Below are 13,223 nucleotides of genomic sequence, written 5' to 3'. Positions count from 1 at the left end.
CGTTCCCGGCACCGGCCTCAGCCACCGAGCGCTGCCCAGCCGGCACTGAGCTGCCAGGCCTTGGCGCGCGTGGCGGGGTCGTAGGACACGCGGGGCGACCGTTCCTCCTTGTCCCGCACGTAGTAGCGGCCCGTCACGGTCGCGAGGCCGGGATCCGTGGCCAAGCGCAGTGCCGCCTCCGCACCGGCTTCCGGTGTCAGCAGACGACTGTGGATCAGTGACCGGAACGGCCTGAGCGCGGCAGGCGTGATGTCGTCGACGATGCTCGTGCTCACGATCCCGGGGTGCACGGCGTTCACCGTCACGCCCTCGTCGTGCCACCGGTCGGCGAAGACGTAGCCGCAGATCGTGCTCAGCAACTTGGCCCTCGCGTAGGCGGTGAACGGGGCGAAGCCCTCGGCGGGATTGAGCTCACGCAGGTCGGTGACGCCGTTGAGGTCGAGCGAGACCGGCCGAGGCCTGCCGGGCAGCGGCACCGAGCGGGTGTCGGACATGGTCGCCGAGACGACGTTGACGACACGGCTGGGCGCGGCGGCCCGGAGCCGGTCGTGCAGGAGGTACGTGAGCGTGAACCCGGCCAGGTGGTTCACGGCCAGGTGCGCCTCCACGCCGTCGGCGGTCAGCCGCCGGTCGCGGTAGTGCGCCCCGGCATTGTTGACCAGCAGGTGCAGCCTGTCGTGGCGTCGTGAGAACTCGGCGGCGATCCGGTGCAGGTCGCGGCGTACGCCCAGGTCGCCGGTGAGCACCTCCACCCGGTCGGCGCCGATCTCGCGCCGCAGGGCCTCCCCGCGATCCCTGTCGCGGCTCGTGATGACGACGTGGGCGCCCGCGCGGACCAGTTCCGCGGTGATGACCCTGCCCATTCCGCCGGCGCCACCGGTCACCAGCGCGACCTGGCCGCTCAGGTCGGTCCGGCCACTGTGGACGTTCATGCGGCGATCCCCGGGGTCTGGCGGACGAACGCCGGTCGCACGGCCTCGCGCACGAGGAAGTCGGCCAGGTCGGCGCGCGACACCGAGGACGTCACGGTGACGCGCAGATCGTTGCCGGTGCGGTAGTCGCCGGTCGCCGGGGTGTCCTTCAGCGCGGGCGGCCGAACGATCGTCCAGTCCACATCGGACTGCCGGATCAGCGCCTCCATCACCTCCTTGTCCCGCATCTTGTGCTTGACCGACGCCCAGAGCAGCAGGGAGTACAGCGACCGGTCACGGCTCTCCGCCGCGCCGTGTGCGCTGACGGCGACGAGGCGGCGCACGTCCGTCTCCTTCATCGCGAGCAACGTGGCGCGGATGCCGTCCGAACAGACCGTGGACGGGCCGCGGTCACTGGTGCCGAGCGCGCTGATGACCGCGTCCTGGCCGCGGACGACGTGGGCCAGATCGGTCAGCACCGGTAGCACCGCCACGGTCAGACCGGGTGCGGGCGGAATCGCGTCGCCGCGGCGCACGACGGCCGTGACGGCGTGCCCGGCTCGCAGCGCGACGTCGACGACAGCCCGTCCGGTGCCACCGCTCGCACCGAGGACCACCAACCGGGAAACTTCTGAGTCACTGTGTCTCATAAGTTCCACTCTGCCGTCCTGCGTGCTTCTGAGTCAAGTTGTCTCATAAGATGTCGCCATGGCCGACTCCACCGACCCGCGCATCACCCGCAGCCGCGAGGCGATCCTCTCCGCCGCGAGGGATCTCCTCCGCGAGGAGGGCCCGGCCGCGGTCACCCACCAGAACGTCGCCAAACGCGCGGGAGTCGGGCGCGCGACCGTGTACCGCCATTGGCCGCAGCCGAGAATGCTGCTCGACGACACGATGGCCGGCGTCCGGATGCCGTTCTTCCGAGACCCCGTCCCGCCCGTCCGCCCGTGGCTGGCGCGGCAGATGCGCACACTCGCCGGCGAACTGGCCCTGCCCGAGGTGCAGGCGGTCACCGCGGCGCTGTTCCACGGACCACTGGACGAGCCCGACGCGGCCGCGCGACGCGAGCAACTCATCGCCACGATCAGCGGCCAGCTCGGCACGGCCCTGGACTCGGCGACCCGGACCGGCGAGCTTCAGCCGTCGGCCGACCTCCCCGACGCTCCGGCGATCCTCATCGGCCCCCTGGTCTTCCGGAGCATGTTCGAGCGCCGCCCGGTCACCGACGAGATGATCGATCACCTGCTGGACGCGATTGGGACCTGGACGATCGAGAGGTAGGCCGGTACCGGGTCAGCGGCAGGCGCAACAGCAGCAGCCCGGCTCATCCGTTCCGCACTCCGGCCTGCCCGGCGCGGGTTCGGGGATCGGACCACTGCGGGCGCGGGCGAGCAGGTCGTCCGTCCGGAGCTGCCCCGAGCACCGCTCCTGCCCCGGACAGCTCCGCAGCAACGTGACGGCGGGGGCCTCGGTGATCACCGCGGGCCGCCGCTTCGCCCCGCCCGGCCACTGCACCGAGATCGAGATCGACGAGGAGTTGTTGTCGTAGCGGGACTCCGCGAGGGTGCGGTCGGAGTTGACCGTGTTGACCAGGTCGTAGGTTCCGGAGGTGACGTTGGTGAGGTCGAGCCACTGGAAGTCGACGCCCTTGCGGTAGTCGTCGCCGCTGCCGACCGAGATGCCCTCGAACATCTCCGTGGCGCCGGGGTCGTTCCTGCCGCAGTTGCTTTTCTTCAGACGTTCGGCGAGCTGCCCCTCCGGGCTCGTTGGATCGGGCAGCCCGCCCGCGTCGGCGGTCCGGTACCGGTCTCCCAGGCAGTAGCCGTTCTTGCGGTCGGCGACCACCGTTCTGCCACCAGGCGTGCGCAACTGCATCCGTGCGAACCCCATGAGGTGCCAGTGCAGGTGCGTGGGCGTCGGCTCGTAGTACATCGACGTGGTGGTGGCGCGCCGGGCTTCGTCGTACGAGCCGGGAATCGGCCCGCCGCGCGAAGTCTGGAACGCCTGACGCACCGACATCTCGTCCGAGTTCCGGTCGGACCGGCGGCCGTGCAGCATCAACGGGCCTTCGCCCACGTTGTCCATCGCGGTGGTGAACCGGATCCGGACGGCCCGGATCTCGCCGGACGTCACGCACTCCCCGTTGGGCGCCTTGGCATCGGCGACCAGGCAGACGTCCCAGTCGCGGCACAGCGAGGGATCGCCACCGTAGCCACCCGCACACCCGACCGGTGCCTGGCGGAGGTCGGGAAGCAGAGGCCGTTCGTCCGCCCGAGCCGGTTGCGTCAAGGCCAGAGCGACCACCAACGTCAACCCTGCCGCGCTCCACCTTCTACCAGAACCCACGGCGGACAAGGCTAGAGCCGGACATCGCCGGCAAGCCCTCGACGGCGCCAGGTGTACCCGGCCGAGTGAACGATTGCCGGAGACGAAGAATGGGGAGATCCCCTCTCCCCACTTCAACATATAGCGCACCCCTGGGCTTGCGGCAAGACCCCGTTCGTCGCGCAGAATCTCCCGCCTGACGCCAAGCTCGTGCCAGTGCGCGAGACGAGAAATCGGGGGAAATGACCGGATGAGCGGCTATGTGGTCGGTCTCGCCGAAGTCGACGACACGCGGATTTCGCTCTGCGGCGGCAAAGGAGCGCACCTGGGAGAGGTCACCCGAATCGGGGGCGTCCAGGTGCCTCCCGGCTTCTGCGTGACGACGGACGCGTTCGACCGGGTTCTGCGCCAGGCGCCGTCGATCGGCGAGCGACTGGACCGGCTGGCACTCCTCACCGCGGACGACCGCGAGGAGATCGCCGCGCGGAGTGCGGAGGTGCGGCAGGAGATCGAGCGGCTCGTCGTGCCCGGCGAGGTGACGGCGGCGATCACGGACGCGCTGGAGCGGCTCGGCGAGCGAACCTCCTGCGCGGTCCGGTCGAGCGCGACTGCGGAGGACCTGCCGACGGCGTCGTTCGCGGGCCAGCAGGACTCGTACCTGAACGTCGTGGGGACGGCGGAGGTCCTGCGGCACGTCAGCCGGTGCTGGGCCTCGTTGTTCACCGAGCGCGCGGTGACCTACCGGCTGCACAACGGCTTCGACCACCGCAAGGTGCGGATGGCCGTCGTCGTGCAGCAGATGGTCTTCCCGGACTCGGCCGGCGTCCTCTTCACCGCCGACCCCGTCACGTCCAGCCGCCGCATCTCCTGTGTGGAGGCCGTTCCCGGGCTCGGCGAGTCCTTTGTGTCCGGTCTGGTGAACGCGGAAGTGTACCGCGTCCTCGACGACGAGATCATCGAGAGGACGGTCGCCACCGAGCAGCCGACGCTGACGGACGCGCAGGTGGTGCGCCTGACCCGGCTCGGCCGGCGGATCGAGGAGCACTTCGGCAGGCCCCAGGACATCGAGTGGTGCCTGGCAGGCGACGAGTTCCAGATCGTCCAGAGCAGGCCGATCACGACGCTGTTCCCCATTCCCGAGACCAGCGACGACGACAACCACGTCTACGTCTCGGTCGGCCATCAGCAGATGATGACCGACGCCATGAAGCCGCTGGGCCTCTCCGTGTGGCAGTCGACGACGCCCAGGCCGATGGCGGTCGCGGCAGGGCGGCTCTTCGTCGACGTCACCCCGATCCTCGCCACGCCCCGGAGCAGCGCCGCGTTCCTGGACGTCGCGGACAGGTCCGATCCGCTGATGGGCGACGCCCTGCGCACCGTCCTGGGCCGCACCGGCTTCGTCCCGCCGGGCGACGGGTCCGGACCGTCGTTCCCCGGCACCGCGCAGGCCGAGATCGAGACCGATCCGGACCTCGTCACCGAGTTGATCGGGAACGCCGAGGCGTCCGTCGCCGTGCTGAAGCGCGAGATCCGGGGGAAGTCCGGACCGGAGCTGCTCGAGTTCGTCATCGAGGACTTCGAGGAGCTGCGCCGGATCCTGTTCGACCCGCGCAGCAACCAGGTGATCATGGCCGGAATGCAGGCGACGTGGTGGCTCAACGAGAACCTGTGCGAGTGGCTCGGTGAGAAGAACGCCGCCGACACGCTGACGCTGTCCGCTCCGCACAACGTCACGTCCGAGATGGGACTGGCGCTGCTCGACGTCGCGGACGTGATCCGCCCGCACCCCGAGGTCGTCGCGTTCCTGCAGAGCGCCGGCGACGACTTCCTCGACGAACTACCCGGGCTCCCCGGCGGTTCGGAGGCACGCGACGCGATCCAGGACTACCTCGGCAAGTACGGCATGCGCTGCGTCGGCGAGATCGACATCACCAGGACGCGGTGGAGCGAGAACCCCGCCGCACTCCTGCCCATGATCCTCACGAACGTCAGGAACTTCGAGCAGGGTGCCGCCGGGCACCGCTTCGAGCAGGGCCGGCAGGAGGCGTGGAAGAAGGAGCAGGAAGTCCTGGAACGCCTGCTCGTCCTTCCCGACGGCGAGCAGAAGGCCGCCGACACCAAGCGGATGATCGACCGCGTGCGGACGTTCATCGGCTATCGCGAGTACCCGAAGTACGGGATGATCAGCCGCTACCTCGTCTACAAGGTCGCCTTGCTGGAAGAGGCCGAACGCCTCACCGGCACAGGCCTGCTGGAGTCCGAAGAGGACGCTTTCTTCCTCACGCTGCAGGAACTTCACGAGCTGACGCGCACCGGCCAGGGCTACGGTGAGGTCATCCGCGAGCGCAGGGAGGCCTTCAGGTCGTTCGAGGTGCTCACTCCCCCGCGCGTGCTCACCTCCGACGGCGAGGCCATCAGCGGGAGCTACCGGCGCGACGACCTTCCGGAAGGTGCGCTCTCCGGCGTGGCCGTCTCCGGCGGGACCGTCGAAGGACGGGCCCGGGTCGTCCTGAACGTGGCGGACGCCGACCTGGAGCCGGGCGACATCCTCGTCACCGCCTACACCGACCCGAGCTGGTCACCGCTGTTCGTGGCGATCTCGGGCCTGGTGACCGAAGTCGGCGGCATGATGACGCACGGCGCGGTGATCGCGCGGGAGTACGGGCTGCCCGCGGTCGTCGGCGTCGACCAGGCCACCCGGACGATCCAGGACGGTCAGCGGATCAGGGTGAACGGAACCGACGGGTTCGTCGAGATCCTTCCGGAGCCCTAGGGAGCCGCGGGGCTGGGGAACGGGATCACCTTGGTGTGCAACAGCTTGAGCGTCTCGCGGGTGATGTCCGTGACGTCGACCTGACCACCGCTCGCGGTCCACGTCTGCACGACGACCTCGATCACGTTCATGGTGCTCGCGGCGGTCAGCGCGGCGTGCAACACGTCCCCGGTCCCGCTCTCCCGCCGGAGGATCTCCTGGGCCAGCCGCTGACGCCAGCTCCAGCACAGGTCGGCCAGGCCGGCCCGCAACCCCGTGGTCTTGTCGAAGATGTCGTACAGCGCGAGCAGGCGCGCCGAGTTCGCCTCGATCGTCTGCTCGACGCTGTCGACGACGGCGTAGAGCGCTTCGGACAGCGGCGTCTCGTCCGGCTGGGCGAGGAAGGCGTCCATCGCCGCGTCGAGGCCGTTCTCCACGAAGCTGACGACCAGCGCCTCTTTGGTGGAGTAGTAGCGGTAGAGCGTTCGCGTGCCGACCTCGGCCGCGGCGGCGATCTGCTCGATGGTGGTGTCGTCGTACCCCTGCGCGACGAACAGGTCGAACGCCGACTCGGCGATGAACCTCCGGGTGCGTTCCATCTTCGTCTCGCGCAAGCCCACAGCGCACCTCCCTGCCCGTCTCCCGCGAACGGTAGCACTGCCACTTGGCAGTCACTGCCATATGACACACGGTTGCGGCACGTCATGTCATCTGGCAGCCTCAGTCACATGACAGCGACTGCCATATTTTCTCGGTTCCCGACCGCACGCGACTCCGGCTGCCCGTTCGATCCGCCCGCCGAGTACGCCGAACTGCGCGCTCAGGAGGGCACGGTCTCGCTGGCTTGTCCGGTCGGCGTCGAGGCCCGCGTTGTCAGCCGGTACGCCGACGTGCGCGCGATGCTGGGCGATCCCAACCTCAGCTCGCACGCCGCCCCGTCCACGCACGTCGTGGCAGGCGGCCTGCTCGACCGCCCGGTGGCGCCCGGCAGCCTGCTGAACATGGACGGCCCCGGCCACGCCCGGTTGCGGCGCCTGCTGACGCCGGAGTTCACCGTCAAGCGGATCCAGGCCATGCGCCCCTACATCCAGGGACTGGTCGACGACCACCTCGACGCGCTGCTGGCGCGGACCGGGCCGGTCGACCTGGTGGCGGACTTCGCGCTGCCGATCCCGTCACTGGTGATCTGCGAGCTGCTGGGCGTGGACTACGACGACCGCGACCGGTTCCAGGAGCAGACCGCGGTGCTGATCGGCACGAACAGCGACCCCGCCGCGCTGGAGCAGGCCAACCTGGAGGTCGTCGGGTTCATGACCCAGCTGGTGCTGACCAAGCTGGCGGCGCCGAGCGACGACCTGCTGGGCAGGCTGATCGTCAGGGCCCGGGAGAACGGCCAGGAGCTGTCAGTCGAGGAACTGGTCACCCTGGGCATCACCCTGCTGATCGCCGGGCACGAGACCACCGCCAACATGATCGGCCTGAGCACGCTGGCCCTGCTGCGCCAGCCCGATCAGCTGGCCGCGCTGCGGGCCGACCCCGGACTCGCGGGCACCGCCGTGGACGAGATGCTGCGGTACCTGTCGATCGTGCAGTTCGGGGTGCTGCGCCAGGCCACCGGCGACGTGACGATCGGCGACGAGACGATCAAGGCCGGGGAATGGCTCGTGGCCGCGTTGTCGGCAGGCAACCGGGACGAGTCGGTGTTCCCCGACCCCGACCGCATCGACCTGAAGCGTGAAGCGACCGCGCACCTGGCGTTCGGCTACGGCATCCACCAGTGCCTCGGCCAGCAGCTGGCCAGGGTCGAGCTGCAGGAGGTGTTCGCCCGGCTGCACCAGCGCATCCCGACGCTGCGACTCGCGGTTCCGTTCGAGGACGTCGAGTTCAAGAACGACGCGCTGGTCTACGGCGTGCGCTCGCTGCCCGTGACCTGGGACCGCGAGGACAACCGATGAAGGTCCGGATCGACGTGGACGCCTGCGTGGGCGCGGGCCAGTGCGTGCTCGCGGCGCCGGACGTGTTCGACCAGCGCGACGAGGACGGCATGGTGGTCCTGCTGCTGGAGAGCCCACCCGCGGAACTGGAGGCGGCCACCGAACACGCCGCCCTGCTGTGCCCGGCGCTGGCGATCGTGGTGGACAAGTAGTGGGACCTCTTCACCAGGTGGTCGTCGTCGGCGCTTCGGCGGCCGGCGTCACCACCGCCGAGACGCTGCGCCGCGAGGGCTACACCGGCAGGCTCACCCTGGTCGGCGACGAGAAGGCGCTCCCCTACGACCGGCCGCCACTGTCCAAACAGGTCCTGGCGGGCACGTGGGAGCCGGAGAGGACGCTGCTGCGGCCCGATTCCGCGTACGTGGACCACGACATCGAGCTGAAACTCGGAAGTGCCGCGAGCGGACTGGACCTCGCCCCTCGCACGGTCGCGCTGTCGAACGGCGAGGAGATCGCTTACGACGGCCTGGTGATCGCCACCGGAACGACCCCGCGAACGCTCCCGTTCGGCCACGACCTCGCCGGGGTCCACGTGCTGCGGACCATCGACGACGCGCTGGCGTTGCGCGGCGACCTGCTGCGCTCATCCTCCGTCGTGGTCGTCGGAGCGGGCTTCCTCGGCACCGAGGCAGCGGCGTCGGCCCGGCTGCTGGGCCTGGACGTGACACTGGTCGACCCGCTGCCACTGCCCCTGGTCCGCCAGTTCGGCGACCAGGTCGCTTCGGTGATCGCCGAACTCCACGAGGAACACGGGGTGCGGCTGCGCACCGGAACCGGCGTGGCCGCGTTGCACGGCGACATCGCGGTGTCGGGAGTCGAACTGACCGACGGAACCGTGCTGCGGGCGGACGTCGTGCTGGTCGCGATCGGCGCGGCGCCCGCCACCGCCTGGCTCGACGGCTCCGGGGTACCGGTGGACGACGGCGTGGTGTGCGACGCCACCTGCCGCGCCGTCGACGGCGTGTACGCCGCCGGCGACGTGGCCCGTTGGTTCAACCCGCACTTCGGTGCTCTGATGCGGGTCGAGCACCGGATGAACGCCACCGAGCAGGGCATGGCGGCGGCCCGCAACCTGCTCGGCGCGCAGACCCCGTTCGCGCCGGTGCCGTACTTCTGGACCGACCAGTTCGACGCGAAGATCCAGGCGTACGGCGTGTTTCCGGCCGGTGCGGAGATGGTGGTCGCCCACGGTCAGCTCGCCGAACGCAAGTTCGCGGCGCACTACCTCGCGGGCGGCCGGGTCGTGGGCGTGCTCGGCTGGAACATGGCCAGGCAGCTGCGCCAGGACCGGCAGCTGATCTCCCCGGCAACCTCTGTCTGAACGCCTGACACCGAGAACCCAGCGCACGCGTTGCCGGCAGGACCGCCCGCTACTCGCGGTGCCCGCGCCAGACCCGCACGACGAACCAGGCGAACACCCCGAAGGCCACGCAGGCGCCGAGCACGACGAGCACCACCGAGGACAGCGTCACTCCGGTCATCACGACGATCAGCCCGGCCGCGTAGGCCAGCAGCATCACGGCCACGACCAGGGTCCTGCGCGGCACCCTGGGTGCCGGACGGGTGAGCTTGGCGGCCAGCTTCGGGTCATCCTCGGCGAGGCGGCGCTCGATCTCGTCCAGTTCCTGCTGCTCGCGGTCCGGCAGTCTCATTCCCGGTCCTCCCGCTGGCTGGTCAAGGCGTCACCTACGCCAACGCACGAGACGGCTCAAGGTTCCCCGATCATCGCGCGGACTCGTGGCCGGAGAGCCGCTCCTGCAGCCGGACGTGCCTGAACTGGTACACCGCGCCGACCTGTCGCAGCACGCCGCGGCGGTGCGCGTCGTCGAGAAAAGCCATGAGTCGCAACGGAACGTGGCCGCGAGCGGCCAGCCACAACCGGGTGCAGCCGAACGCGCCCCACGCGCGGGACAGGCAGACGCTGAGCCCCACGGCCAGCCCGAACAGGGCGCCGGCCGCCACCGCCTGGGCCACGCCGGGCACGTTCGTGATCACCAGGCCGCCGATCAGGGTCCCGGCGACACCGTAGGTGAGGACGGGTCCCGGCAGCGTTGGTGCCGCACCTGACATGCACGTCAACAGAGGGGGAAGTTCGCGAAGAACAACCGATTCGTCGCCGCGGCGGCAGTGGTCGCCGCGGGCCTGATCTCGATCAGCGGGACCGCGACCGCCGCGCCCGCGGCATCCGGGTTCGACCGGTGCGGGGACGGCAACTTCTGCCTGTTCGAGCACATCGACGGACAGGGAAGGGTGACGGGCCACAAGTCCCAGAAGAGCACGTTGCCGCTGGACTTCGACAACATCACCTCGTCGATCAGGAACCGGACCGGGAAGGTCTGGTCCGTCTACACCGAGGCCAACTTCAAGGGGCGGTGCCTGCCCATCGCGGCCATCTGGACCGGGAACGTCACCCAGTACGACATGAGCGACAAGATCAGCTCGATCCGCCCCGGCGGCTGCTAGGCCCGACGCGGTGAGCAGGGGGCCTGCCCGGCGCGGGGCAGGCCCCCTGCCCGGCTACCTCGGCGCCTGGAAACCGCCGATCGTCCGCTCGATCAGTTCGGCCAGCCGCAGCGGGGTGCGGTCCTCGAACATCGGGCCGACGAGCTGCACGCCGACCGGCAGGCCTTCGGGGGAACGGCCCGCGGGTACGGCGGTGGCGGGCAGGCCGGGCATGGTGGCCAGTCCCGCCCAGACGAGCTGGTCGAAGTACGGGCGCTCGACGCCGTCGATGTCGATGCGCCGTTCCAGCGGGTTGGGGTCGTGGTCGTGCGGGAACGCCGGCGTGGGCGTGATCGGGCACACCATGGCGTCGAACTCGGCGAACAGCTGCCGCCAGCCGTGGCGATGCATCTCGCGGCGGTTGGTCGCCTCGATCCAGTCGCGGTGGCTGCACACCAGGGCGCGCTGCCGCACGGCGTCGAGACTCTGGTCGTCCGCGCTCAGTCCGGCGGCACGGATCTGCAGCTGTTCGTACGACTCGATGGGAAAGCGCGCAACGGAGCCCGAGATCAGCAACCGCATGTAGAGCGTCGCGGCTTCGGTCAGGTCCGGCAGCAACGGGCTGTGCCGTTCGACGCGGGCGCCGCCGTCGACGAGCGCGGCGGCCACCCGGTGCACCCCCGCCCGCACCGCCGACCCGGTCGGGATGAGCGGATGGTCGTCGAGGACCAGGACCCGGAAGTCGCGGAGCCGCTCGTGCCGGGCGGGCGGCAGTGCCACCCGGTGCGCCTTGCCAAGCGTCAGCGGGTCCGGTCCTGCCATGACGTCGAGCAGGAGCGTGAGGTCACGGGCGGAGCGCGCCATCGGGCCGACGACGGCGAGGTCGAGGTCGGTCGGCAGGACAGGCTCGGACGGCGCGACCATGCCACGGGTCGCCGCCAGTCCAACAGTCGGCTTGTGCGCGTAGACGCCACAGAAGTGCGCGGGGGTGCGCAGCGAGCCGGCGAGGTCGGAACCGATGGACAGCGCGCCGAACCCGGACGCCAGGGCCGCCGCCGACCCGCCGGAGGAGCCGCCCGGCGTGCGACTGTGATCCCACGGGTTGGTGGTGGTGCCGTAGATGCCGTTGAAGCTCTGGATGTCTTGCAGCCCCAACGGCACGTTGGTCTTGCCGAGCACCACCGCGCCCGCCGCCTTGAGCCGCGACACCTGCACCGCGTCCTCGGCCGGCAGGTGGCCGCGGTGCTGCGGCATGCCCCAGGTCGTGGGCAGCCCGGCCACGTCGTAGCACTCCTTGACCGTCACCGGAACGCCGAGCAGCGGCCGGTCCTCACCCCGCGCCCGTGCCTGGTCAGCGCGGTGTGCCGTGGCCAGCGCCCGGTCGAAGTCTGGCACGCAGATCGCGTTGATCACCTCGTCGTCGCGCTCGATGCGGGCGATCGCCTCCCCGGTCAGTTCCACCGATGTCACCGCACCGGCGCGCAACGCGGCGACGAGCTGTTCGGCCGTCTGAAAGCTCCATTCCATGAATTCGAAGCTAACGACGTGACTCGGAGGGCACGAAATTCCGATTCGCGAAACAGGGACACCGAAGCTTCCAGCACAGAAGGCGGATCACCGCAGTTCACAGCACCAAAAGTGGATCAACTCCCCCGCACAAGCCATGAAGTTTTCCATCACGCAACAGGATGAAGCCCTCAATTCTTGTTCGACCGCCACTGCTCTCGCTCGCAATCTATTTCATTGCTCCACGTCCGCTAATGCCGCTGATCGCGTTGTACCAGCACGCTCATGCCGCGAGGCGGATCGGACCGCATCGAGACTTACGTGGTCATCGGGCAGGACCGACGGACCTCAGCGCCCACTACGATCGCTGCCCACAACGGCGCGCCGTTTCACCGGCACGGTCTGCGTGGAGGGGCGTTGCCGCGTGGTCGTGCCCGTTCCGTTCGAACTCGACCAGGTCTGAGGCGTCAAGTCCCGGCACCACGTCATCGGCACCGTCAACCAGGTGCGCGTCCGCGGCGCCATCGAGACTTCCTGTGCCAGCAGCCGGATCGTCCTCACCTCCGCCTGGCTGCGCGACAAGAACGTGGCGCCCGGCGACCGTGTCGAGGTCGCACTATCCCCGGAAAGCCCGCAACGCGCCGACCTCGCCGAGGACATCGCGGCCGCACTCGACGCCGCGCCGGCGGCCGACGCGTTCTTCGACTCCCTCGCCCAGTGCTCCCGCCGCGCCTACCTGCGCTGGATCGACGACATCACATGCCGCCCGGAACTGCGCGCGGCACGGATCGCCGCCATGGTCGACCTCCTGACCGGCGGAATCCAGCAACGCCCCAAGGCCTGACCCGTCCACTGGCCTAGCCAACCGCCCCGGCCGCGATCGAACATCCGCTGCGGCACCAGCTTCCGGCTCACCAATCCAAGCTAGACACGCGCTGAACGAACGTCCGACCGTGCCGCTGAGCGGGCGCCCTACGAGATAGCCGTATTGTCATAGGTCAACAGAATGAGTGCAGCTCTGACAGGTATTGACTCGACCATTCCGGGTGCGGTGGTCACTCTGGATGGTGATGCCGTGCGTTACTCAGGAATACTGGCTTGATGCCTCATGATCCCGGTATGCCGTTCCACGGCGTGGCGAATACCGTAGGCGGTGATGTGCCCGGAGTCGTAGTACAGGCGGGATTGCTCGCAGGCGGGCTGCATGTCCATCAACATCAGCTGGTCCGCCCTGCTGTTCGGTTACCGTGCCGGATTGGAGCCGTGCCACCGCAGGCAGCGGCGTTCCAGCGC

At 69.7% G+C, this 13,223-nt stretch carries 14 protein-coding genes; 7 read left to right on the top strand and 7 right to left on the bottom strand.

Annotated elements, in window-relative coordinates:
* Positions 1 to 17: 17 nt before the first annotated feature.
* Together ACIRG5_RS42005 and ACIRG5_RS42000 are read right to left on the bottom strand one after the other, a co-directional pair.
* Entirely contained in the window at positions 18 to 932 is a 915-nt protein-coding gene (locus ACIRG5_RS42005; protein WP_402915936.1) for an SDR family NAD(P)-dependent oxidoreductase, read from the bottom strand.
* Positions 929 to 1,561: an NAD(P)-dependent oxidoreductase gene (locus tag ACIRG5_RS42000; RefSeq protein ID WP_402915934.1), complete on the bottom strand. Its 633-nt coding sequence runs from the start codon at positions 1,559 to 1,561 to the stop codon at positions 929 to 931. The genes ACIRG5_RS42005 and ACIRG5_RS42000 overlap by 4 nt, the downstream gene beginning before the upstream one ends.
* A 58-nt stretch (positions 1,562 to 1,619) precedes the next feature.
* Here ACIRG5_RS42000 and ACIRG5_RS41995 point away from each other — a divergent pair, with 58 nt between their 5' ends.
* A complete protein-coding gene (locus ACIRG5_RS41995) occupies positions 1,620 to 2,192 on the top strand; it encodes a TetR/AcrR family transcriptional regulator (RefSeq protein ID WP_402915932.1) in 573 nt (190 codons plus the stop codon).
* Between the two features lie 12 nt (positions 2,193 to 2,204).
* Here the strand turns inward: ACIRG5_RS41995 and ACIRG5_RS41990 are convergent, their stop codons facing one another.
* Complete coding sequence (locus tag ACIRG5_RS41990; protein WP_402915930.1) at positions 2,205 to 3,215, bottom strand: lysyl oxidase family protein; 1,011 nt, start codon at positions 3,213 to 3,215, stop codon at positions 2,205 to 2,207.
* 271 nt (positions 3,216 to 3,486) lie between these two features.
* On the opposite strand from ACIRG5_RS41990, the gene rph reads away from it, so the two are divergent.
* Positions 3,487 to 6,009, top strand: coding sequence for a rifamycin-inactivating phosphotransferase (gene rph, locus ACIRG5_RS41985; protein WP_402915928.1), 2,523 nt, complete (start codon positions 3,487 to 3,489; stop codon positions 6,007 to 6,009).
* On the opposite strand, the gene ACIRG5_RS41980 is transcribed toward rph, so the two are convergent.
* Positions 6,006 to 6,608, bottom strand: coding sequence for a TetR/AcrR family transcriptional regulator (locus ACIRG5_RS41980; protein ID WP_402915926.1), 603 nt, complete (start codon positions 6,606 to 6,608; stop codon positions 6,006 to 6,008). The genes rph and ACIRG5_RS41980 overlap by 4 nt on opposite strands.
* Before the next feature lie 108 nt (positions 6,609 to 6,716).
* Here ACIRG5_RS41980 and ACIRG5_RS41975 point away from each other — a divergent pair, with 108 nt between their 5' ends.
* Genes ACIRG5_RS41975 through ACIRG5_RS41965 form a run of 3 tightly spaced genes read left to right on the top strand, consistent with a single transcriptional unit; the run spans position 6,717 to position 9,303 of the window.
* Positions 6,717 to 7,943 carry a cytochrome P450 gene (locus ACIRG5_RS41975; protein ID WP_402915924.1) on the top strand — a complete coding sequence of 409 codons (1,227 nt, stop codon included), beginning with the start codon at positions 6,717 to 6,719 and terminating at the stop codon, positions 7,941 to 7,943.
* On the top strand, positions 7,940 to 8,134 hold the full coding sequence (locus ACIRG5_RS41970; protein WP_402915922.1) for a ferredoxin: 195 nt from the start codon (positions 7,940 to 7,942) through the stop codon (positions 8,132 to 8,134). Before ACIRG5_RS41975 ends, ACIRG5_RS41970 begins: the two co-directional genes overlap by 4 nt.
* Positions 8,134 to 9,303: an NAD(P)/FAD-dependent oxidoreductase gene (locus ACIRG5_RS41965; protein ID WP_402915920.1), complete on the top strand. Its 1,170-nt coding sequence runs from the start codon at positions 8,134 to 8,136 to the stop codon at positions 9,301 to 9,303. The genes ACIRG5_RS41970 and ACIRG5_RS41965 overlap by 1 nt, the downstream gene beginning before the upstream one ends.
* Before the next feature lie 49 nt (positions 9,304 to 9,352).
* On the opposite strand, the gene ACIRG5_RS41960 is transcribed toward ACIRG5_RS41965, so the two are convergent.
* Positions 9,353 to 9,634, bottom strand: coding sequence for a DUF3040 domain-containing protein (locus ACIRG5_RS41960; protein ID WP_402915918.1), 282 nt, complete (start codon positions 9,632 to 9,634; stop codon positions 9,353 to 9,355).
* A gap of 70 nt (positions 9,635 to 9,704) precedes the next feature.
* Entirely contained in the window at positions 9,705 to 10,052 is a 348-nt protein-coding gene (locus ACIRG5_RS41955; RefSeq protein WP_402915916.1) for a hypothetical protein, read from the bottom strand.
* Between the two features lie 57 nt (positions 10,053 to 10,109).
* Between ACIRG5_RS41955 and ACIRG5_RS41950 the strand changes: the two genes are divergently transcribed.
* Complete coding sequence (locus ACIRG5_RS41950; protein ID WP_402915914.1) at positions 10,110 to 10,445, top strand: peptidase inhibitor family I36 protein; 336 nt, start codon at positions 10,110 to 10,112, stop codon at positions 10,443 to 10,445.
* Between the two features lie 54 nt (positions 10,446 to 10,499).
* Here the strand turns inward: ACIRG5_RS41950 and ACIRG5_RS41945 are convergent, their stop codons facing one another.
* The gene (locus ACIRG5_RS41945; RefSeq protein WP_402915912.1) at positions 10,500 to 11,951 is read right to left on the bottom strand and encodes an amidase; all 1,452 of its coding nucleotides are present in this window, start codon (positions 11,949 to 11,951) and stop codon (positions 10,500 to 10,502) included.
* A 484-nt stretch (positions 11,952 to 12,435) separates the two neighbouring features.
* Here ACIRG5_RS41945 and ACIRG5_RS41940 point away from each other — a divergent pair, with 484 nt between their 5' ends.
* A complete protein-coding gene (locus tag ACIRG5_RS41940; RefSeq protein ID WP_402915910.1) occupies positions 12,436 to 12,774 on the top strand; it encodes a YdeI/OmpD-associated family protein in 339 nt (112 codons plus the stop codon).
* The last annotated feature ends 449 nt before the right edge of the window (positions 12,775 to 13,223 follow it).

The sequence above is a fragment of the Lentzea sp. NPDC102401 genome, assembly GCF_044765805.1.
In the GTDB taxonomy this organism is placed as follows: domain Bacteria; phylum Actinomycetota; class Actinomycetes; order Mycobacteriales; family Pseudonocardiaceae; genus Lentzea; species Lentzea sokolovensis.
This window is presented reverse-complemented; position numbering and strand designations above follow the sequence as displayed.

What these genes read in the sequence shown, in the direction of transcription:
- ACIRG5_RS42005 (WP_402915936.1), bottom strand. Translation starts at nt 932, where the DNA reads ATGAACGTCCACAGTGGCCGGACCGACCTGAGCGGCCAGGTCGCGCTG.
- ACIRG5_RS42000 (WP_402915934.1), bottom strand. Translation starts at nt 1,561, where the DNA reads ATGAGACACAGTGACTCAGAAGTTTCCCGGTTGGTGGTCCTCGGTGCG.
- ACIRG5_RS41995 (WP_402915932.1), top strand. Translation starts at nt 1,620, where the DNA reads ATGGCCGACTCCACCGACCCGCGCATCACCCGCAGCCGCGAGGCGATC.
- rph (WP_402915928.1), top strand. Translation starts at nt 3,487, where the DNA reads ATGAGCGGCTATGTGGTCGGTCTCGCCGAAGTCGACGACACGCGGATT.
- ACIRG5_RS41975 (WP_402915924.1), top strand. Translation starts at nt 6,717, where the DNA reads ATGACAGCGACTGCCATATTTTCTCGGTTCCCGACCGCACGCGACTCC.
- ACIRG5_RS41970 (WP_402915922.1), top strand. Translation starts at nt 7,940, where the DNA reads ATGAAGGTCCGGATCGACGTGGACGCCTGCGTGGGCGCGGGCCAGTGC.
- ACIRG5_RS41960 (WP_402915918.1), bottom strand. Translation starts at nt 9,634, where the DNA reads ATGAGACTGCCGGACCGCGAGCAGCAGGAACTGGACGAGATCGAGCGC.
- ACIRG5_RS41955 (WP_402915916.1), bottom strand. Translation starts at nt 10,052, where the DNA reads ATGTCAGGTGCGGCACCAACGCTGCCGGGACCCGTCCTCACCTACGGT.
- ACIRG5_RS41945 (WP_402915912.1), bottom strand. Translation starts at nt 11,951, where the DNA reads ATGGAATGGAGCTTTCAGACGGCCGAACAGCTCGTCGCCGCGTTGCGC.